This is a genomic window from Alitiscatomonas aceti, from assembly GCF_025567195.1.
Lineage (GTDB): Bacteria > Bacillota > Clostridia > Lachnospirales > Lachnospiraceae > Alitiscatomonas > Alitiscatomonas aceti.
Genome location: NZ_JAOQJF010000019.1, coordinates 21,660 through 40,917, shown reverse-complemented (window position 1 = coordinate 40,917; position 19,258 = coordinate 21,660). Strand labels below are relative to the sequence as shown.

The window sequence follows — 19,258 nt, the reverse complement described above, 5'->3', positions numbered from 1 at the left end:
GTTACAATAGAAATCCATAACCTCTGTTCCCAGTGCCTGCCAGATCCCGGAGCACCGGCTATGACTGCGGCAGACAGTACGCTGGACGGAGGCCGAAGCTTCCGTCAGAAACCTCTGCCGGGCCTATGGTCCCATCCCTCAGATCCACCGCATATGCCTCCGTTCCATAGATGAAGCCTCCGTTTTCTCCCTCCTGATAAACAGGAGTCCTGAGCCAGTATCCCCGGCTGTACGGACTTTCCTCTGACACTGTGTCCCACAACTCCTCCCTGTATTTCAGCGCCTCCTCCACCGACAGAAGGAACATCCGGTCCGACATCATCTGCGGAAGGAGCGTATATTTCACCAGCTCCGTTTCCGCCGCCTCTCCCTCCGTACCTGGAGACGTCTGCCCGAGAAAAGCCGTGCAGACCCCGACGTTTACAGGCATAAGGGCCCCGGCTCCCATCTGGAGACCGGCTTCTCCCGTACAGCGGTCCCGGAGCCATTTCCGTATCCCCGAGTCCTTATAATTATTGTTTTTTCCAAATGTGATGATCTTTTTCTGGGAATCTGTACTGTCCATATCTGACCGTATGACAGTTTCGCATAAGAATAATGCGTATTTCTGATGATCGGTTCCTGCACTGCTGTAATCGTCGTCCACGCACCGGAACTGGTATGTGTCCTTCCCAAGCCTTCTCGTCTGGATGTCGCCCACGGCCCACCGGCCTGTCTCGATCGGTTCATCCCCGTTCAGAGGATCCCTGCACCGGTCACAGAGCCTGTCCCGGTCCGCATCCAGGTGCCCCAGGGCAGCCGGGGACCGGACCTTTCTCAGCCCGCAGAGGCGGCAGGTCAGTTCCTCCTTTCCTCCCCAGAGACAGGTCCCGGCCTCCAGGATCCTGGTCTCCCACCGGTGGGTACACGCTTCCTGGTCCGGCTGCCGCTCAAACCCGATGCGGCAGGTCACATATCTGCGGCCGTTTTCCTCATATTCCTCGATTTTTGTGTTGGAAATATTGACGGCGGCCGGGAACATCTGGGCGATCACCAGGGTCTCCGGCTCGTAATCCTCCCCGGTGATAAAAAACTCCTCCCTCTCCTTCCCGGCTCCTGCGGAAACCAGTTCCATAAGAAGGCGGCGGCATTCCTGGTCTCCGGAAACCATATATTCCGTCTCTCCGGACATCCGCTCCTTATCCAGCAGCCCGGCGTAGGATTCCATATCCAGGCAGAAAGCCCTTCCTGTACAAAGCCCCGACAGGACAGCCGCCGCCCCGGCCGCTGCCAGAACTCCCCCTATTCTCTTTTTTTTCATAATACCTCCAGGATCTTCTGGCTGATGACGCCAAAGCATTGTGTGTGTTCAAAGAAATGAATTTAGAATATTTACAGACAGTATACCCCTCCGGGTGAATTGGGCGCCTGGATTTTCGCGGTGTACGCGAAAACCAGATGCGCGGTGGTATAATGTCTGTTTTACAGACAGTATACCATTCACCTTTCCGGTGTGTCCATGGCGGATCCATAAAAAATGCATGGCAAAAACCATGCATTCCGCCAAACTTGATAGTAATAAAAAAATGATTTCCTGTCATTCTGCCAGTCCATCGGAAGACAGCCGGGCAGAAAAGCCATGGTCCTGGGGCAGGACCACGGCTCCGCCTCCGGCTGCCTATGGCCTCTGTTCTCCAAAGGTCAGCCGTTCCAGCTCCTCCGCCGTTGTGATCCCCTGGTCCACCAGCCGCAGAAGATCGTCCCGCAGCGTCCTCATTCCCAGGATATTTTCTGCATAGGAGGCGATCTCCTCCTCCCGGCAGCCTCCGGCGATCATTGCGCGGATGGTCTTATCCACCGCCAGTACCTCATGGACAGCGGTCCGCCCCTGGTATCCCGTATAGCCGCAGCGGGCGCAGCCGGTTCCGTACCGGATCCGGCGGATTCCCGGTCCCAGAAGCTTCCTTTCTTCCCCGTCCGGTTCCCTTTCTGTCTTACAGTCCGGACAAATCTTCCTCACGAGCCTCTGGGCCAGGATGCCGCTCAGGCTGCTGGCCGCCAGATACGGCTCCGCACCCATGTCCAGCATCCGCACCACAGTCCCCGCCGCGTTGTTCGTATGAAGCGTGGAAAGCACCAGATGGCCCGTTACCGCAGCCCGGACACTGGTCTTCAGCGTCTGGCTGTCCCTGGTCTCTCCTACCATGATCACGTCCGGATCCTGGCGCAGGGCAGCCCGGAGCCCCGTTTCAAACGTAAGCCCGGCCTGGGTATTGACCTGCATCTGGCTGATGCCCCGGATGTGCTTCTCCACTGGATCCTCAATGGCCACAATGTTCACCGGAAGCTCCGCCAGTCTCTCCAGGATCATATAAAGCGTCGTCGTCTTGCCGGAGCCTGTGGGCCCGGTGATATAAAAAATCCCGTTGGGCCGCTTTAAGATATCCAGTACCTTTCCATAGTTTTCCTCACTCATGCCGAAGGTTTCCGGGCTGTCAATGACTGTATCTGTATTCAGAAAGCGGAGGACCGCCTTTTCGCCGTGTATGGTTGGGATCACGCTGACCCGCAGATCCGTCGCCTTCCCCTGGATGGAAGCCCTTATGTGGCCGTCCTGGGGAAGCCGTTTTTCCGCAATGTCCATATCCGCCATGACCTTCACACGGGTAAGGATCATAGGATGGTGCCTCATTTCCACAGCCGCACATACCTTCAGCCGCCCGTCTGTGCGCATCCGCACGGTCATCTGCTCCTCTCCCGGCTCCAGATGGATATCGCTGGCCTTTTTCCGGAGCCCCAGGGCCAGCAGATGGTCTACAAACTGCACCGCCATGTTTTCTCCGCCCTCCAGGCCCTTTAAAATTTCCATTTCCCTCATGAATCTCCTCCGTCTATGTACCAGACCGCCGGATAAGAAGCTCCCTCCGCGGCAGACTGCCCGGTCCTTCCGCTGCCTTCGAGCCTTCCAGTTCCATAAAAAGGAACGTTCAGAAGCTCCACCCTCCCAGTCCTCTCATATAGAAGCTCTTCTCCCTGGTTTACCCGTACCGTCAGCCAGAGGCTTCTTTCTCCTGCTGCCCGGATCCCGATCTCCACATCGGAAAAGCTCCCGAACGTATCCCCATCGATGCGCTTCCACGGCTTTTCTGAAAGCGATACAGATTCTGCGTATCTGAGCTCCCCGGCTGCCAGCTCAAAGACCGCGTCCCCTCTCATGGCTGCTGCTGTTTCACCGGACAGCCTGCGGGCAGTCCGCTGGGCCATGAGCATCAAGGGAAGGGCGGTCAAAAGCGCCGCTCCTGCCAACATGGCAGCCGCCATCAGCTCCACCAGCGTAAATCCCCTGGTCCCCTTCATTCTGTCTCCCTCTGATCCGAAAACACAGGATCCAAAGACTGCCGTTCCAGCTCTCCTGTTCCCGGCTCCATTCCAAAGCCATAGATAAAAAGCTCTCTGTTACGGCCTGTAACCGTCTGGCGGCGCACACAGCCCTCTCCGGATATGACGGTTCCGTCACCTGTCCGCATCCTGAAGCGCGCCGGGACCTCCCAGACCGTCTCTGTATTCTTCAGCTGTTCCGCCCGTCTCTCCATACGAAGGCCAAAGGAGATCCCCAGGCTCAGAATGCCCGAGGCCATCATCACCAGAGCCACAGCCGTGACCGCCTCCACCAGCGCGTATCCCTTCTTTCCCATTTTCATTCCTCCAAAGGCTCTGCCGGAGCATACCGCACCGGCCTCCAAACCGGCGCTGCCGCAGATGAAGGCGTGACACCGCCGCCGCTTCCTTCCGTTTTCTCCAGGAGCAGGGAGACGGCCTCCGTCTGCCCTCCATAGGCGCACATCCCGTACAGGACCAGATTTCTGCCTTCCTCTCCGGCCCAGACGGTGACCGGGACCGTAAACGTTCCCAGACCGTCCTCCGGGATCACCTCCAACTCCGTTTTCTCCGGCTCCATTTCCTCCCCTGGTCTGTTTCCTTCCATAATATCCTGCGCCAGAAGCCTCACCGCTGTCAGAGCCCCATCCCGGGCCACATTTTTCTCCAGAGTCCTCACGGTCTGCCGGTTCAGGGCCCGCCCAGACGCAAACAGGACGGAAGCCATCACCAGAAATACCAGGATCACTGCCATGGCCTCCAGCATGGCTGACCCCTTCATCCTCCGGAGCCGGCCTGCCCGGCGGCAGAAAATCTCCTTCCTGCACCGGGACCGTCCATTCCTATCCCATGTACCCATACATCCTCCAAAGCGGAACCATGATCCCCAGAAGGACTGTGCCGATGACCGCTCCCAGCCCCAGGATCATCACTGGCTCCACCAGGCTCACCAGACGGGAAACAGCCATATCCGCCTCGTATTCAAAGCTGTCTGCGGTATTTTTTAACATCACGTCCAGCTTTCCCGTTTCCTCCCCTGTGAGGACCATGAGAGCCAGCCTCCGGTCCAGCCCGTCCACATCTCTTATGGCCAGGCTGAGGGCCTCCCCGTTCTGAAGCCGTTCAGACAGGAACCGGGTCTGAAGCTCCACATACCGGTTTCCCACAGTCCTTCCTGCCATTTCCAGACACGTCAGCATGGGGATGCCGCTGGCATACAGAATGCTTAAGGATTCAGCAAACCGGAAGGTATAGACCGACCGCAGGAGCCTTCCAGCCACTGGAAGCCTCAGACACAGACGGTCCAGAAACAGCCGGATCCTCCGTTTTTTCCCCGCGCGTTCCCAGACCGCTGTCCACAGGACCGTGAAAACCAGGACCAGATACCACCATTCCTTCAGAAATATACTGGCCGCCATGAGAAAACGGGTGAACCGCGGAAGCTCCATTTCTCCAAGCAGCGGCTCCAGCGTGGGCATGATCACAAGAAAAACCGACAGAACCAGAAAGACCGACAGGATCCCCAGAAATTTCGGATACAGGAGCGCTCCCTGGATCCGGCGCTGCATCCGGTGCTCCTTCCGGTAATGGACCGCCAGCCTTCCGGCCATTTCCTGCACGGTCCCTCCCGCTTCCCCTGCACGGATCATGTTGACGGCCATTTCCGGGAATACGCCCGTCTGCTCCATGGCGCTGCTGGCCAGGGTCCCCTTCTCCATCTTCCTGCGGAGTTCTTCATATATTTTCCGGAACCTTCTGATGTCCGTACAGTCCCCAAGGATCCCCAGAGCCCTGCATAACGGGATCCCCGATCCGGTCATCACCGCCATCTGCTGAAAAAAATCAGCCAACTCCCCGGATCCCCATTCCTTTTTTCTTTTAATGCCTTCCATATATACGTCTCCCTGCGCGTACTCAGCCAAAAAGCCCCGCATACCAGAAAAAGATCCTCTCTCCATAAAACAGGCTGATCCCAAGTCCCAGGCACAGGGCCGGGCCAAAGGCCATATGGGCCCCCTCCCCAGGCTTTGCCCGTCCCGATGCCAGAAACCATACCGCCTCCAGCCCGCCCAGCAGAAAGCCAATGAACACGCCGGGAAGGAGCGCCCTCCAGCCCAGATAAAAGCCCATGATGGAAAGCAGAAGGATATCTCCGCCGCCAAAGGCCTCCTTTACGACCATGCATAATGTATACATAGGAACCGACACACAGACCATGCCCATCAGACGCTCCCCCACAGGCAGCCCCGGGAAAAGAAAAAAGTCCGCCAGGGCACATATGGCCAGAGCGCCGCTTAAGGCGTATGGGATCTCCATGGTCCTCCCATCGATCCAGCCAATGACTGCCAGCAGACCCGCTGTGACGAGCTCCAGTAAAAGTTCCTCCATTCCTTGCCTCCAGTATAGCAAAAGCGCCGCACATCTTTTCATGCGCCGCGCCAGAGTTTATGCTTCTGTATATGTCCCGTCCACGGTATCAAAGACCCAGTCTGAGCCTTCACCATGAAAGACGACCGCCGTACAGGCGGCTCCGTCCCTTCCGTTTTCCAGGTAAATGGAAAAGGTTCCGGCAGAGCCTCCGCTCCCCGGCGTTCCCTCTCCGGACCCGATTCCGCCAACACCGGAAAGCTCCTCCACATCCTTCAGAAACCTTTCCATATCCAGGTCCTCCACTGTGACCGTGCCTTCTCCAGCCTTCAGAAAAGCCTCCTCCAGACAGGACTGGGCCGCCACATAAATGGCCCGGCATTCAGACAGATGCTCTGCCGCCCTGGCCTTTTTCACATAGCCCGCAAAAACCGGAGTTGCCGCAGCGGCCAGGACCGCCATGATCACGATCACGACCATCAGCTCCACCAGAGTAAACCCCTTCTTTGCTTTCTTCATCCTGCTGTCCTCCCAGATCGTACTCTCCCGCCGTCAAATGCGCGTCAGCACCCTAATCTTAATAAAATTGCCAGAATTTGTCAATCTTATCCAGATATTGCGGATAGATGGAGGATCCGGCTGCAGATCTTTTCCAAAAGCTCCTGAGAATGGCTCACTGCCACCAGGGAGATCCCACGGCTCTGGGTCTCCTTTAAAAGGGCGCTCCAGATCTGCCTCTGGGTGATCAGATCCAGCATGGCCGTGATCTCGTCGGCCAGAAGGATCTCCGTTCTCTGTCCCAGGGCCCGGGCGATGCTAAACCGCTGGAGCTCCCCGCCGGATACCTCTGCCGGATACCGTTCCTTCCACTCCTCCAGGATCCCCATTTCCTTTTCTATACGCCCTCTCATGACGCCGCCGTCCTCCGGCCAGTCCCCCTCCGCCAGCACCGTTTTCAGCCGTCTGGCCGGGTTTACCGAAAGCTCCGGGTGCTGCCAGATCATCTGGACCGGAACATATCCCCGGAAGCGCTCCAGAGGAGTCCCGTCCAGCAGCACCTCCCCGCTTTCCGGCCTTTCATATCCGGCCAGGATCTTTAAAAGCGTAGTCTTTCCAAAGCCGCTGGGGGCCATGATCCCCACCCGTTCCCCGCTTTCCACAGTCAGATCCACGTGGGCCAGGACCTGTCTCTCTCCTTCCCCATACCTAAAGGAAATATCCCTTGCTTCCAGCTTCATCGTCCATATTCCTTTCTCATATATTCCAGGATCCATTCACCGGGGATTCCGTCCTCCCGGTCGTTTTCCAAAGCGTCCGCGGACGGCCATTTCCCCGGCATGGACCGGCACAGGGCCTTTGTATACGGATGCTTTAGCAGACCTTCATCCAGAAAGGAGGAGGCTTCTGTTTCCTCCACGGTCCTGCCTCCGTAAAGCACCGTCACCCGGTCCGCCGACCGGACCGCCAGCTCCAGATCATGGGTGATGAGGAGCACACCGGCCCCCCGCTCTGCCATCTGCCTGAAATGATCCATGACCCCCATGGCCGTTTCCTTATCAAGCCCTGACGTGGGCTCATCGGCAATGACTAACTCTGCGTCCTCCATGGCCGCCGTGGAGATCAGCACCCGCCTGGCCATACCGCCCGAAAGCTGGAAGGGGTACCTGTCCATGACCTCCAGGCCCAGTCCACAGGAGCTCAGGATATTTTTGCATTTTTCCAGAATTTCCGGATTTTTTCTTCCTTTTGTTAGCTGCTGCCCGGTCTTCATCAGCGGATCCAGATACGTCACGCTCTGGGGCACCAGGACCAGCTCATGGCCCCTCAGCCGCCGGACACGCCCACTGGTCAACGGCGTTCCTTTAAACAGGATCTCCCCGCTCATGGAGGCATTATATGGAAGGATCCCCATGACCGCATGGGCCAGCAGGCTCTTTCCTGATCCGCTGGCGCCCACCACGGCCACGATCTCCCCGCTCCGGATCCTCAGATCCAGGTCTGTGACCGCCTGGATCTCCTTCCGTCCAAAGCCCCGGTCATACTGGGTGAAGGATACGGACAGGCCCTTTACTGTGAGGATCTCCTCCTCTGATCTGTGATTCTCCATATGTTCCTCCTCTTTACTCATGGACACTGCCCGGAGCCGCCATCCGGCATATGGTCTGCCCCGCATAATGGAACATCAGCACCACCGCCGTCAGAAGAAGCCCCGGAAACAGCGCCAGCCACCATTTTCCCATGGCCAGATATTTCATGCTCTCCGATAAAATGATCCCAATGGCCGGTTCCTCCGGCGAAAGGCCGAACCCCAGAAAGGTGATGCTGGCCTCGTGGAGGATGGCATGGGGGAACATGAGGATCAGCCCGGTGATAAACTGCGGCAGAAGATTCGGTGCCATATGATGGAACGCAAGATAAGCCCTGCTCTTTCCCAGCTTCCCGGCGATCCGGATATACGGACTCTCCCGGAGCTGGAACACCTCCCCGCGGATCAGCCTGGCCAGAGACGCCCAGTGGGTAAGTGCGATGCCAAGGGTCACGCCCCAGAAGCCCTTTCCGCAGGCAAAGGAGATCAGGATCAGAAGCAGCATGTGGGGGATCCCCATGACCAGATCGATCAGAAGGGTCACAAGCCCGTCCACTGCCCGTCCCAGGACCGCGGCCGAAAGCCCCAGGAGAAAGGCGATGACCGCGCTGACCGCGGCCGTTAAAAGTCCCAGGCGGATGCTCATGGAAAGGCCCGCCACAGTACGGACAAACATATCCCGCCCCATCCAGTCAGTGCCGAACAGATATCCGGCACAGGGAGGAAGGTTCTTCCTTGAAAAATCCGTGACCGATGCCGCATCCTGCCATACATACCCAAAAACGGCCACCAGGAGCAGGAACAGGACCGACGCCCCAAACAATCCCATGGAAAAAAGGCGGCGGTTCCCCAGCCTCTTCCCGTTTTCTCTTTTCTTCATACCGCTCATCGGGCCGCTCCTTTCCGGATCCTGGGATCCACGATTCCATAAAGAACGCTGGCCGCCAGGTTCCCGGAAGCTGCCAGTACCGCCGTGACCACTGTGATCCCCAGAAGAAGGGGCACGTCGTTTCCCAGTCCGGCTGTCACTGCCGCCTGGCCCAGTCCCGGATAGGAAAATACCTGCTCCACCAGAACAGAGCCGCCGATGATCTCGCTGATGGATGCAAACTGCAAGGTCATGGCAGGGATCAGCACATTCCGGAGGCCGTGGCGGAGGACGATGGACGTTTCCGACTCTCCTCTGGCCCTGGCAAACAGCACAAAGTCGCTTTCCATGATGCTGACCATTTTTTCCCTGGTATGGAGGGCCACTGAGGAGATCCCCGTAAGACTTAAGGCCGCTGCCGGCAGGACCGCATGGCGGATCCTGTCTCCGAGGGCGATCTCCTCCGCCGTTACGCCGATGGGGACGCTTAAGCCGATGGGAAACCACTTAAAATAAACGGCAAAGACCATAAGAAGGACCATGGCGGTCCAGAAGGCGGGGGTACTGGCCGCCAGGAGAGAATATCCCGTCACCAGCCGGTCACAGAGCCCTCCCCGTTTTCTTCCCGCCAGGACGCCCAGGGTAAAGCCCAGCAGGCCCGACAGCAGCCAGGAAGAGGCCAGGAGCCAGAGAGAGTTGGAAAGCTTTTCCCAGATCACCTCCGCCACTGGTCTCCGATACAGAAGGGAGGTCCCCATATCTCCTCTCAGAACATCCGCCGCCCAGGAAAGATACCGCTCTGCCGGAGGCAGGTCCACTCCCCAGTATCCCTTAAGCCGCTCTACCTGCTCCGGACTCATGGCTCCAAGGGCCGCCTGGCCCACATTGGTCTGAAGGGGATCCACCGGAGAAACAGAAAGAAGGACAAAGGCCAGGATGCTCACCAGGGCCACCAGAAGGGCCATGCGGGCAGTCTGGAAGACCAGAAGCCCCCAGACTGTTTTTCCAGTTCCATAGCCCGTCCTTCCGCTCCGGCGCGCCTTCCGGCCTACTCCCATGTCCACTGGTCCACATTATTTACGATGGACCAGCCATGGCCGTGGGGATGGAGCTTCTGCTCCGCCACCTGGAGCCCATCCTTCACCCAGTACAGATGATCGATGTTCACCAGCCAGATCCAGGGAAGATCCCCCTCCTGGGTAATGCCGGACTCTCCGTCCCACTGGGCCTTTTTCCACAGCTCATAAGAAGCCTCCAGATCCGTACAGGCCAGGGCCTCGTCCATATAGGCGTCCACAGCCCCGTTGGCATAGGGAGAATACTGGGCATACTTCCCGCCCGGCCTTGTGTGGTAGATATTATAAAGCTCCATGGGCGTGTGGGCTCCCCATCCCCACATCAGAGGCTCCGACTGGGCCCGGTCATAGGCCGTATCCCAGCCCACGCCTTCCACAGTCACATGGATCCCAAACGCTGCCAGCTGGTTGGCCGTATCCTCTGAAAGGGCCTGGCGGACCGAATCTCCTGCGGAGTAAAGCATTGTGAATCCAGCCTTCTTTCCATCCTTTTCCCGGATCCCGTCCGCTCCTGTCTTCCATCCGGCTTCATCCAGAAGCCGCTCCGCCTCCTGGGGATCGAAGGCAGCTTCAGAATCCTTGCTGTACCAGGGCATCTTGTCGCAGACGCTGTACGCAATGGTCCCGTGGCCGTTGAGCACATGGTCGATCATGGCCTGCCGGTCGATGGCCAGGTTAATGGCCCGGCGGACACGGACGTCACTGGTGAAATCATTTCCAATGGGAACTCCGTTTTCATCGGTCTCCCCGGCCGGCACAGCCGGAAGATTAAAGCCCCGGTTGTCCACCGTCTCACAGGAAAACAGCGAAAAGCCGTCCATGGTCTGGTCCGAGTAGGCCGCCGAGGTGTAGGCCAGATCCACCTGGCCGGAAAGAGCCGCCGCATAGGCCGCGTCCTCCTCCATGAACAGCACCGTCACCTTCTTCATCCTCGGAGCTTCCCCGTAATAATCCGGATTGGCCTCAAAGATCACCTGCTGCCCCTTGTCCCACTGCTTTAAAATATATCGTCCGGAGCCAATGGGCTTCTGTCCGTAATCCGGGCCATAGGCGTGTTCCGGCACGATCCCTGTGATGGCCATGGTATAAGGCCAGATGGAGTAGGGCCGGTTCATATGGAACTCCACGGTGGTATCGTCCACCGCAACGGCCTCCTTCAGCATGGTAAAATCGTTGACAGAGCTTGTATCCTTCAGCGTGTTATAGGTAAAGGCCACATCCTCTGCGGTCAGCGGCTCTCCATCCGTAAATCTCACATCATCCCGGATCTTCACCTGCCAGGTGAGCCCGTCCTCACTGGCCTGGACGTCCTCCGCCAGATCATAGCCGATCTTAAGGTCCGGCGTGGTCACCGTCAGAGTGCTCTGGATCAGAGGCTCGTGGACGTGCTCACCGGCTCCCCAGCCGTATGCCGGGTCAAAGCCTGCCTCCGGCTCCGATGTGGGGCCCATGACCACGACGACCGAATCCCTGGTCTCAGTCTCTGCGGACTGGGAGCTTCCGCTTTCCGCCGTCCCGGCTCCCTCTGTCCCCTTACTGCCTTCTGCCTCTGTATTTCCTGCCGTTTCTGCGTTTTCCTGTCCGCCGGAGCAGCCCGTCACACAGGAGGCCGCCAGCGCCGCCGCCAGAAGGGCGGCTGTCACTCTCCATTTTTTCTGATGTCTCATATACGTTTCCTCTCCTTTTTCTGCAAAACCATAAGAAATACGCTGCGCAAGTTTCTCATGGCTATCGCGGTAGTCGCCAAGGTCTCGTGCACACGCAGACTTTGGCTCGCTGCCCGCGCAAATAAAAAGGTACCAGAAAAATCAGGGAGCTTCTGTTCCCTGTACCTTCCTGGTACCTGATATCTGCGTGTTTTTTAGTCGCGGCCCATGCCGCCTGCATCCTTCTGGGTGCGGTATGCGGCTTCTGCCGCGCATATGTATTATCATAAAGTCTCCCGCCGGAAAGGTCAACTATTTTTTAAATTATACCGGACACCATATAAATCGTTCTCCTTATATGATACCATATCTTTGCTGTCGACTCTTTCCAGCGGGAGGAGGTGAGCAGATGGAGCTATTGGCTTCATTTTTAGTTTCTGTCGGAGCAAGTGTAGTAAGTTACTACATATGCAGATGGCTGGATAGAAACTAACGGACAGTAACAGCCTGAACGGACCAGCTCACCGAAACGAGCGAGAAACCCCAGCGGAGTCAGCACCTCCTCTGGGGTTTCGCTTTTGCAGATGAAACTATTGGCTGTTTTCATATTGATGATATATATATAAATGAAAAATGTCAAGTGTCTCCGGTATAAAATCGTATCAGGATCTCCTCACCTCCTCCGTTTCAGAAGACAGTACGCCACCCCTGTCAGAGTGCTCACCGCCGTCGCCGCCAGCGCCGGGCCCACGATGGCAGACGGGCTCACGCTGCCGTACTGGCTCCGGTAGGCGATCATATTAATGGGGATCAGCTGAAGGGACGAGATATTGACGATCAGAAATGTACACATTTCATTACTGGCCGTTCCCCTTCCGAAGGCCCCCGGCTTTTTCTGCCTTCTCCGCTCCTCCTCCAAAGCTTCCAGTTCCTCCATGGCCTTTAGCCCGGCGGGAGTCGCCGCCCAGCCCAGGCCCAGCATATTGGCGATCATATTGGTGGAGATATGGGCCGCCGCCGGATGGTCCTCCGGCATATCCGGAAATAAAAGCCTGATCACCGGCCTCATCTTTTTTGTCAGCGCCTCGATGAGCCCGGCCTCTTCCCCGACCTTAAGGATCCCGCACCAGAAGGACATGATCCCCAGCATCGTTAAGCACAGGGTCACCGCCTCTCTGGCCGAATCCAGCGCTCCATTGGTCACCTGGGCCAGATTTCCATGGAACGCTCCCCACAGGATTCCCAGGGCCATCATCCCGGCCCACAGATAATTTAACATATAAAAATCCCACCCTTCTGCCAGATTTTATGACAGAAGGGCGGGATTTATTCGCTTTCCTCCTCCGGCTCCACGCCGCAGAGCTTCCGCATTACCTCCGGCACAGTCTCGATCCTCTTGCACCGGTACGCGTTGCTTCCGCAGAACAGCAGGGCTTCCTCTATATTTCCCTCAGCAGCATGGATGAGCGCCCGGGTGATGCAGTACGGGGTCTCCGCCGGATTGCAGTGCTCCAGGCACCGGAAGCACCCCTTCACCGGGATCCTTCCCTCCTGGACCCTTTCCAGGAACCGGTTCCGTATGGCCCTTCCAGGCATTCCCACCGGACTCTTTACGATCACGATGTCCTTTTCCTCCGCATCCAGATACGCCTGCTTATAGGCAGGATCCGCGTCACATTCCTCTGTGGTCACGAAACGGGTCGCCACCTGGACGCCGTCGGCCCCCAGACGGAGCTGGCGCAGCACGTCCTCATGGTCAAAGATCCCTCCGGCCATCACCACCGGGATCTCCTTTTTATACTTTCCGGCAAACTCCTTCACCACGCCGATGATGCCGCGGATCTCCGTTTCATACTTCTCTCTTTTATACGTTTTTGACACGCACTGAGTGTCAACTTCATATTCAGAAAGCTCTTCCCTGGAAAATCCCAGGTGGCCTCCGGCACATGGCCCCTCCACCACCACAAAGTCTGGAGCCATTTTATGCTTCCGGTCCCACATCTTGCAGATCACCGACGCCGACTTGATGGAGGAAACAATGGGAGCCAGCATGGGACGGCGAAGACACTCTTCCCCCATTTCCTCTGCAGTCTCCTTCACATATCTGGGCAGATCCACCGGAAGCCCCGCGCCGGAGATGATCACATCCGCTCCAGCCTTCACGGCCTCCTTCACATACCGGGCGTACTCCTTCGTAGCTACCATGATATTAAAGCCCAGGATCCCATCCGGGGCGGTCTTCCTGGCTTTTTTAAGCTCCTCATGGATGGCTCTCAGATTGGCTCCCATGGGATCCTTAGAAAAATCCGGATCCTTAAAGCCGATCTGGGCCGTGGAAATGATCCCGATCCCTCCGGCCTTTGCCACAGCCCCCGCCAGGGACGAAAGGCTGATCCCAACGCCCATGCCGCCCTGGATCACCGGGTATTCTGCCGTCAGCGGACCGATCTTCAACGGCTTTAACTGTAACGCTGCTTCTCCCATAACTCCCTCTTTTCCCCGGCTTACGGCCGGTCTGTCCTAAAATCTGCGGAACCGCTCATACCGGAGGAGTGCCGTCTCCTCCGGATCCACGTCTCTCCAGTCCTCCAGGAACCGGCTTAAGGCCTGGTCCAGATAAGAAGCAATGGCCGGAAGCGTTTCCTTACATGCCGGCTCCTCCTCCGGGATCACCCGCTCGATGATTCCCAGCTCATAAAGTTCTCTGGCCGTGATCTTCATGACTCCGGCCGCCTCTCCGGCCCGCTTGCTGTCCTTCCAGAGGATCGAGGCAAAGCCCTCCGGCGACAGTACGGAATAAATGGCATTTTCCATCATCCATACCTCGTTGGCCACGGCCATGGCCAGGGCGCCGCCGCTCCCGCCTTCTCCAATGACAATGGAGAGCACCGGAACCTTAAGCCCCGACATCTCCATAAGATTTCTGGCAATAGCCTCGCCCTGGCCCCGCTCCTCGGCCTCAAGGCCGCAGAATGCGCCGGGGGTATCCACAAAGCAGATCACCGGACGGCCGAAGGTCTCCGCCTGCTTCATGAGCCGCAGGGCCTTCCGGTAGCCATCAGGAGAAGGCATCCCGAAATTCCGGTGGATATTGTCCTTGGTGGTCTTTCCCTTCTCCTGTCCGATCACCGTCACAGGGATCCCATGGAACTCTGCGATCCCGCCGATGATGGCCCCGTCGTCTTTGAAGTACCTGTCTCCATGAAATTCTATGAAATTTTCAAATAATGCATCAATATAATCAGAAGCCACCAGCCGGTCAGCCTTCCTTGAAAGGAGCACCGAATCCCAGGCGCTCCGGATCACGGCTCCGGCCTTGCTCTGGACGGCTGAAAGAAGAGAGCCTTTGATGCCGTCGGAGTTCTCTGCCTGCTTCCGTGTCCCGCCGCCGTTCCTGGCGCTGTCTCCGCCAGCTGTTCCTTCCTCTTTCCGGTGGAGCCGCAGGATGGTCTCCAGGGTCTGTTTTAATTCCTTCCGTTCCACGATCTTATCCACAAAGCCGTGCTCCAGAAGAAACTCTGCTCTCTGGAACCCCTCCGGCAGCTTCTGGCCGATGGTCTGCTCGATGACCCTGGGGCCCGCAAAGCCGATAAGGGCCCCCGGCTCCGCCAGGATGATATCTCCCAGCATGGCGAAGCTGGCGGTGACGCCTCCGGTGGTGGGATCCGTCAGCACGCTGACAAAGAGCTGGCCTGCGTCATGGTGGCGCTTCAGGGCTGCCGCCGTCTTGGCCATCTGCATCAGGGAAACGATCCCTTCCTGCATCCTGGCGCCGCCGGAGCAGGCAAAAAGCACCACCGGAAGCTTTTCCCTGGTGGCCCGTTCCACAGCCCTGGTGATCTTCTCACCCACATTGTGGCCCATGCTGCTCATAAGGAACCTGGCATCACAGACGCCGATCACCGCCGGATTGCCGCCGATCCTTCCGCAGCCGGTGACGATGGCCTCGTTGAGCCTGGACTTTTCCCTGGCTGCCTCCAGCTTTTTTTCATATCCAGGGAAGTTTAAGGGGTTGGAGACCTCCATCTCCCGGTCCCACTCCTCAAAGGTGCCTGGATCCGTCACCATCTGGAGCCTCCTCCAGGCATGGACGCGGAAATAGCCTCCGCATTTGGGGCAGACGTAAAAATTCTCCCTTACATCCTCCACATAGATGGGTTTCCCACACTTATTGCACTTTCTCCACATTCCAGCCGGAATCCCCGGTTCCTCTTCCTGTTTTTCCGTCTGCTCCTCCTCCGGGGCACGGTATCTGGTGTCGATCTTTGTATATGTTTTCTTGAACATATCCCGCAGCATGGAAAACCTCCTTCACTATCAGCAGTCTGGAAAATGGGACGGGATAAAATCCGTATCCACATTTCCCTCTTCAAAATCCCTGTCTCCGATGAGCTCATACTGGAAATCCACATTGGTGGTGATCCCCTCAATGACCAGCTCTCCCAGGGCGCTCCGCATCTTGGCAATGGCCGATGGCCGGTCCTTGTCGTGGACGATGAGCTTTAAGATCATGGAATCATAGTTGGGCGGGATCGTATAATTATTATAGACCGCCGTATCCACCCGGACCCCGCGCCCGCCGGGAAGATGGATATCCGTAATGGTGCCCGGACACGGCATAAAGTGCTTATCCGGGTTTTCGGCATTGATCCGGCACTCAATGGCATGGCCGGTGATCTGGATATCCTCCTGGGTCACAGACAGCGGCTCCCCCGCCGCGATCCGGATCTGCTCCTTAATAAGGTCCAGATCCGTCACCGCCTCGGTCACCGGATGCTCTACCTGGATCCTGGTATTCATCTCCATAAAATAAAATTCTTTATTTTTATCCAAAAGGAACTCAATGGTCCCTGCATTCTCATAATGTACGGATCTTGCGGCCTTCACCGCCGCCTGGCCCATACGCTCACGAAGCTCTTCTGAGATAGCCGCCGACGGGGCCTCCTCCAAAAGCTTCTGGTGGCGTCTCTGGATGGAGCAGTCCCGCTCTCCCAGATGGACCACATTTCCAAAGCTGTCCGCCAGGATCTGGAACTCGATGTGTCTGGGACGCTCCACAAACCGCTCGATGTACATGGTATCGTCGGAAAATCCCTTGACCGATTCCATCTGGGCATTCTGGAAATTGGACGCAAAATCGTCTTCCCCATAGGAGACCCGCATCCCCTTTCCGCCGCCGCCGCTGGACGCCTTGATCATCACAGGAAAGCCCACCTCTCTGGCAGTCTTTAAGCCCTCCTCCACCGTAAATACCGGCTCCTTACTTCCAGGGATCACCGGAACTCCGGCCTCCATCATGGTCTTTCTGGCCTCGGACTTATTTCCCATCCGGTGGATCACCTCTGCCGGAGGGCCGATGAACCGGATATGACATTTCTCGCACAGCTCTGCAAACCTGGCGTTTTCCGACAAAAATCCAAATCCTGGATGGATGGCATCTGCCTTCATGGCCACGCAGGCCGTAAGGATCTGCTCCATATTCAGATAGCTTTCTGCCGACGGGGCGGGGCCGATGCAGATGGCCTCGTCCGCTAACAGCGTATGAAGGGCGTCCCGGTCTGCCTCCGAATAGACAGCCACCGTTTTGATCCCCATTTCCCGGCATGCCCGGATGATCCGCACCGCGATCTCCCCGCGGTTGGCGATCAGAATTTTCTGAAACATATCTTCACCAGCCCTAACCGATCATAAACGTAAGCTCTGCGCTCACTGCGATCTTTCCGTCCACGGTGGCCGTGGCCTTTCCAACGCCCACCGGCCCTTTCCGCTTAATGATCTCACATTCCAGGCGGAGTCTGTCGCCGGGAACTACCTTTTTCTTAAATTTCACCCGGTCCATGCCGCCGAAATACGCCATTTTTCCCTTATTTTCCTCCATGCTGAGGACGGCCACGGCTCCTGTCTGGGCCAGGGCCTCCACGATCAGAACGCCCGGCATCACCGGCTCCTCCGGGAAATGGCCGGAAAAATACGGCTCATTATATGTGACTGCTTTATATCCAACAGCCCGCACGCCCGGCTCCAGCTCCTCGATGCAGTCCACCAGAAGAAATGGATGGCGGTGGGGGATGATCTCCTTGATTTCCTTGATTCCCAGCATATCTCTGCCTCCTGTTGTTTAACGGATCCTGAAAAGCGGCTGACCGTATTCCACGGTCTCCTCGTTTTTCACAAGGATGGCCTCCACCACGCCGTCATACTCGGATTCGATCTCATTCATCAGCTTCATGGCCTCCACGATCCCGATGACCTGGCCTTTTTTTACATGGTCCCCGACCTTTACAAAGTCCTCGGCATCCGGAGCCGGAGAGGAATAAAACGTTCCCACCAGCGGGCAGGCAACGACCCGGTCGGATACAGCCGTATCCGTCTGCGGAGCAGGACTGCCCTGGTTCCCGTTTAACGGCATTCCGGAAACGGTCTGGACGGTCTGGGTCACGGCTCCATCGGCCGGCTGGCAGCCAGCCAGCGCCGGAACCGCCTGGATGACTGCCGGCTGCTCCTTTTTAATGACGATCTTCGTATCGCCCTGCTCGATCTTAAAGCCCGTCAGCCCATTGTCTGAAACGGCTTTGATCAGTTCGATGACATCCTTGATCTCCATGGCTTTCCCTCCTCTTTATTCTTCAAACTTCTTTACAAGCAGGCTGGCGTTGTGACCGCCAAAGCCCAGGGAATTGGAGATCGCACAATCCACATCCATGGAAACGCCGCCGCCCATTACATAGTCCAGGTCACATTCCGGATCCGGAGTACGAAGGCCCGCTGTCTCATGGACAAAGCTGTCTTCAATGGATTTCACACAGGCGATGAACTCCACTCCTCCGGCCGCTCCCAGCAGATGGCCCACCATGGACTTGGTGGAGCTGATCTTTGTTTTGTATGCCTGGTCTCCCAGGGCCAGCTTAATGGCCTTTGTCTCAAACAGGTCATTGTGGTGGGTGCCTGTGCCGTGGGCGTTGACATAATCGATCTGCTCCGGCTTTACTCCGGCATCCTTCATGGCGTATTCCATGGCCTTTGCAGCCCCGCTGCCGTCCTCTGCCGGAGAGGTGATATGATAGGCGTCGCTGGTGGCCCCATAGCCCGCTAACTCTGCATAGATCCTTGCGCCCCGGGCCTTTGCGTGCTCCAGGGATTCCAGTACCACGACGCCTGCGCCTTCGCCCATAACAAAGCCGCCGCGCTCTGCATCAAAGGGAATGGAGGCCCGCAGAGGATCCTCCGCTGTGGAAAGAGCCGTCAGGCTTGTGAAGCCGGCCACACCAATGGGAGTAATGGAGCTTTCCGTGCCCCCGGCCACCATGACCTCTGCCTCTCCGTGCTGGATGGCCCGCATGGCCTCTCCGATGGAGTGGGTCCCGGTGGCGCAGGCCGTCACCACATTCAGGCTCTTGCCCTTTAAACCAAACTGGATAGACACGTTTCCAGCGGCCATGTTGCTGATCATTAACGGCACCAGAAGGGGATTGATCCGTCCCGGCCCTTTTTCCAGAAGCTTCTGATACTCCCGTTCAATGGCCTGGAGGCTGCCGATGCCGGAGCTGACGCAGACGCCCACCCGGTAGGGATCCTCTTTTTCCATATCAATTCCCGCATCCTCTAAGGCCTGCTTTGACGCGGCCACAGCCAGCTGGGAGAACCGCTCCATTCTTCTGGCAGCCTTGGGATCCATATACTGCTTCGGGTCGAAATCCTTCACCTCTGCCGCCAGCTTTACTTTATAATCTGCTGTATCAAAGCTGGTGATGGGCCCGATGCCCACCGTTCCCTGCTTTAAGCTGTTCCAGAACGTATCCACATCGTTTCCAACGGGGGTGATGGCGCCCATGCCAGTTACTACAACTCTGTTCATTCT

Annotated in this window: 20 protein-coding genes; all 20 read right to left on the bottom strand. The window is 57.4% G+C overall.

Annotated features, from left to right (window positions below; translation table 11 throughout):
- Nucleotides 1–58 precede the first annotated feature (58 nt).
- Nucleotides 59–1,300 carry a DUF6273 domain-containing protein gene (locus OCV69_RS10280; protein ID WP_158358989.1) on the bottom strand — a complete coding sequence of 414 codons (1,242 nt, stop codon included), beginning with the start codon at nt 1,298–1,300 and terminating at the stop codon, nt 59–61.
- Between the two features lie 357 nt (nt 1,301–1,657).
- On the bottom strand, nt 1,658–2,857 hold the full coding sequence (locus OCV69_RS10275; RefSeq protein ID WP_158358987.1) for a GspE/PulE family protein: 1,200 nt from the start codon (nt 2,855–2,857) through the stop codon (nt 1,658–1,660).
- Nucleotides 2,854–3,336, bottom strand: coding sequence for a prepilin-type N-terminal cleavage/methylation domain-containing protein (locus OCV69_RS10270; RefSeq protein ID WP_158358986.1), 483 nt, complete (start codon nt 3,334–3,336; stop codon nt 2,854–2,856). Before OCV69_RS10270 ends, OCV69_RS10275 begins: the two co-directional genes overlap by 4 nt.
- On the bottom strand, nt 3,333–3,674 hold the full coding sequence (locus OCV69_RS10265; protein WP_158358984.1) for a hypothetical protein: 342 nt from the start codon (nt 3,672–3,674) through the stop codon (nt 3,333–3,335). The genes OCV69_RS10270 and OCV69_RS10265 overlap by 4 nt, the downstream gene beginning before the upstream one ends.
- A 2-nt stretch (nt 3,675–3,676) precedes the next feature.
- Nucleotides 3,677–4,216 (bottom strand): TadE/TadG family type IV pilus assembly protein, encoded by a 540-nt coding sequence (locus OCV69_RS10260; RefSeq protein WP_158358982.1) that lies wholly within the window; start codon nt 4,214–4,216, stop codon nt 3,677–3,679.
- Complete coding sequence (locus tag OCV69_RS10255) at nt 4,200–5,249, bottom strand: type II secretion system F family protein (protein ID WP_262563090.1); 1,050 nt, start codon at nt 5,247–5,249, stop codon at nt 4,200–4,202. Before OCV69_RS10255 ends, OCV69_RS10260 begins: the two co-directional genes overlap by 17 nt.
- A 22-nt stretch (nt 5,250–5,271) precedes the next feature.
- A complete protein-coding gene (locus tag OCV69_RS10250; RefSeq protein ID WP_262563089.1) occupies nt 5,272–5,745 on the bottom strand; it encodes a prepilin peptidase in 474 nt (157 codons plus the stop codon).
- Nucleotides 5,746–5,802: 57 nt separating this feature from the next.
- Nucleotides 5,803–6,243, bottom strand: coding sequence for a pilin (locus OCV69_RS10245; protein WP_158358976.1), 441 nt, complete (start codon nt 6,241–6,243; stop codon nt 5,803–5,805).
- Nucleotides 6,244–6,329: 86 nt separating this feature from the next.
- Entirely contained in the window at nt 6,330–6,962 is a 633-nt protein-coding gene (locus OCV69_RS10240) for an ABC transporter ATP-binding protein (protein WP_158358974.1), read from the bottom strand.
- On the bottom strand, nt 6,959–7,831 hold the full coding sequence (locus OCV69_RS10235) for an ATP-binding cassette domain-containing protein (RefSeq protein ID WP_158358972.1): 873 nt from the start codon (nt 7,829–7,831) through the stop codon (nt 6,959–6,961). Before OCV69_RS10235 ends, OCV69_RS10240 begins: the two co-directional genes overlap by 4 nt.
- A gap of 13 nt (nt 7,832–7,844) precedes the next feature.
- Nucleotides 7,845–8,690, bottom strand: a complete 846-nt coding sequence (locus OCV69_RS10230; RefSeq protein WP_416782601.1) for an ABC transporter permease — start codon at nt 8,688–8,690, stop codon at nt 7,845–7,847.
- A 5-nt stretch (nt 8,691–8,695) separates the two neighbouring features.
- Entirely contained in the window at nt 8,696–9,643 is a 948-nt protein-coding gene (locus OCV69_RS10225; protein WP_262563091.1) for an ABC transporter permease, read from the bottom strand.
- A gap of 83 nt (nt 9,644–9,726) precedes the next feature.
- Nucleotides 9,727–11,421: an ABC transporter substrate-binding protein gene (locus tag OCV69_RS10220; RefSeq protein WP_158358969.1), complete on the bottom strand. Its 1,695-nt coding sequence runs from the start codon at nt 11,419–11,421 to the stop codon at nt 9,727–9,729.
- A 652-nt stretch (nt 11,422–12,073) separates the two neighbouring features.
- Nucleotides 12,074–12,679: a nucleoside recognition domain-containing protein gene (locus OCV69_RS10215; protein WP_022272965.1), complete on the bottom strand. Its 606-nt coding sequence runs from the start codon at nt 12,677–12,679 to the stop codon at nt 12,074–12,076.
- A gap of 47 nt (nt 12,680–12,726) precedes the next feature.
- Entirely contained in the window at nt 12,727–13,884 is a 1,158-nt protein-coding gene (locus tag OCV69_RS10210; protein ID WP_158358966.1) for an NAD(P)H-dependent flavin oxidoreductase, read from the bottom strand.
- Nucleotides 13,885–13,920: 36 nt separating this feature from the next.
- Nucleotides 13,921–15,699, bottom strand: coding sequence for an acetyl-CoA carboxylase carboxyltransferase subunit alpha (locus OCV69_RS10205; RefSeq protein ID WP_158358964.1), 1,779 nt, complete (start codon nt 15,697–15,699; stop codon nt 13,921–13,923).
- A gap of 18 nt (nt 15,700–15,717) precedes the next feature.
- Entirely contained in the window at nt 15,718–17,064 is a 1,347-nt protein-coding gene (locus tag OCV69_RS10200) for an acetyl-CoA carboxylase biotin carboxylase subunit (RefSeq protein ID WP_158358962.1), read from the bottom strand.
- Between the two features lie 13 nt (nt 17,065–17,077).
- A complete protein-coding gene (gene fabZ / locus OCV69_RS10195; RefSeq protein ID WP_158358960.1) occupies nt 17,078–17,500 on the bottom strand; it encodes a 3-hydroxyacyl-ACP dehydratase FabZ in 423 nt (140 codons plus the stop codon).
- An 18-nt stretch (nt 17,501–17,518) separates the two neighbouring features.
- Nucleotides 17,519–18,004 carry an acetyl-CoA carboxylase biotin carboxyl carrier protein gene (gene accB / locus OCV69_RS10190; protein ID WP_158358959.1) on the bottom strand — a complete coding sequence of 162 codons (486 nt, stop codon included), beginning with the start codon at nt 18,002–18,004 and terminating at the stop codon, nt 17,519–17,521.
- A gap of 15 nt (nt 18,005–18,019) precedes the next feature.
- Nucleotides 18,020–19,255, bottom strand: coding sequence for a beta-ketoacyl-ACP synthase II (gene fabF / locus OCV69_RS10185; RefSeq protein ID WP_158358957.1), 1,236 nt, complete (start codon nt 19,253–19,255; stop codon nt 18,020–18,022).
- Nucleotides 19,256–19,258: the final 3 nt, after the last annotated feature.

Bases quoted from the DNA above. Each gene is read 5' to 3' on its own strand.
- OCV69_RS10280 (WP_158358989.1), bottom strand. From the start codon at position 1,300: ATGAAAAAAAAGAGAATAGGGGGAGTTCTGGCAGCGGCCGGGGCGGCG.
- OCV69_RS10275 (WP_158358987.1), bottom strand. From the start codon at position 2,857: ATGAGGGAAATGGAAATTTTAAAGGGCCTGGAGGGCGGAGAAAACATG.
- OCV69_RS10270 (WP_158358986.1), bottom strand. From the start codon at position 3,336: ATGAAGGGGACCAGGGGATTTACGCTGGTGGAGCTGATGGCGGCTGCC.
- OCV69_RS10265 (WP_158358984.1), bottom strand. From the start codon at position 3,674: ATGGGAAAGAAGGGATACGCGCTGGTGGAGGCGGTCACGGCTGTGGCT.
- OCV69_RS10260 (WP_158358982.1), bottom strand. From the start codon at position 4,216: ATGGGTACATGGGATAGGAATGGACGGTCCCGGTGCAGGAAGGAGATT.
- OCV69_RS10255 (WP_262563090.1), bottom strand. From the start codon at position 5,249: ATGGAAGGCATTAAAAGAAAAAAGGAATGGGGATCCGGGGAGTTGGCT.
- OCV69_RS10250 (WP_262563089.1), bottom strand. From the start codon at position 5,745: ATGGAGGAACTTTTACTGGAGCTCGTCACAGCGGGTCTGCTGGCAGTC.
- OCV69_RS10245 (WP_158358976.1), bottom strand. From the start codon at position 6,243: ATGAAGAAAGCAAAGAAGGGGTTTACTCTGGTGGAGCTGATGGTCGTG.
- OCV69_RS10240 (WP_158358974.1), bottom strand. From the start codon at position 6,962: ATGAAGCTGGAAGCAAGGGATATTTCCTTTAGGTATGGGGAAGGAGAG.
- OCV69_RS10235 (WP_158358972.1), bottom strand. From the start codon at position 7,831: ATGGAGAATCACAGATCAGAGGAGGAGATCCTCACAGTAAAGGGCCTG.
- OCV69_RS10230 (WP_416782601.1), bottom strand. From the start codon at position 8,690: ATGAAGAAAAGAGAAAACGGGAAGAGGCTGGGGAACCGCCGCCTTTTT.
- OCV69_RS10225 (WP_262563091.1), bottom strand. From the start codon at position 9,643: ATGGCCCTTCTGGTGGCCCTGGTGAGCATCCTGGCCTTTGTCCTTCTT.
- OCV69_RS10220 (WP_158358969.1), bottom strand. From the start codon at position 11,421: ATGAGACATCAGAAAAAATGGAGAGTGACAGCCGCCCTTCTGGCGGCG.
- OCV69_RS10215 (WP_022272965.1), bottom strand. From the start codon at position 12,679: ATGTTAAATTATCTGTGGGCCGGGATGATGGCCCTGGGAATCCTGTGG.
- OCV69_RS10210 (WP_158358966.1), bottom strand. From the start codon at position 13,884: ATGGGAGAAGCAGCGTTACAGTTAAAGCCGTTGAAGATCGGTCCGCTG.
- OCV69_RS10205 (WP_158358964.1), bottom strand. From the start codon at position 15,699: ATGCTGCGGGATATGTTCAAGAAAACATATACAAAGATCGACACCAGA.
- OCV69_RS10200 (WP_158358962.1), bottom strand. From the start codon at position 17,064: ATGTTTCAGAAAATTCTGATCGCCAACCGCGGGGAGATCGCGGTGCGG.
- fabZ (WP_158358960.1), bottom strand. From the start codon at position 17,500: ATGCTGGGAATCAAGGAAATCAAGGAGATCATCCCCCACCGCCATCCA.
- accB (WP_158358959.1), bottom strand. From the start codon at position 18,004: ATGGAGATCAAGGATGTCATCGAACTGATCAAAGCCGTTTCAGACAAT.
- fabF (WP_158358957.1), bottom strand. From the start codon at position 19,255: ATGAACAGAGTTGTAGTAACTGGCATGGGCGCCATCACCCCCGTTGGA.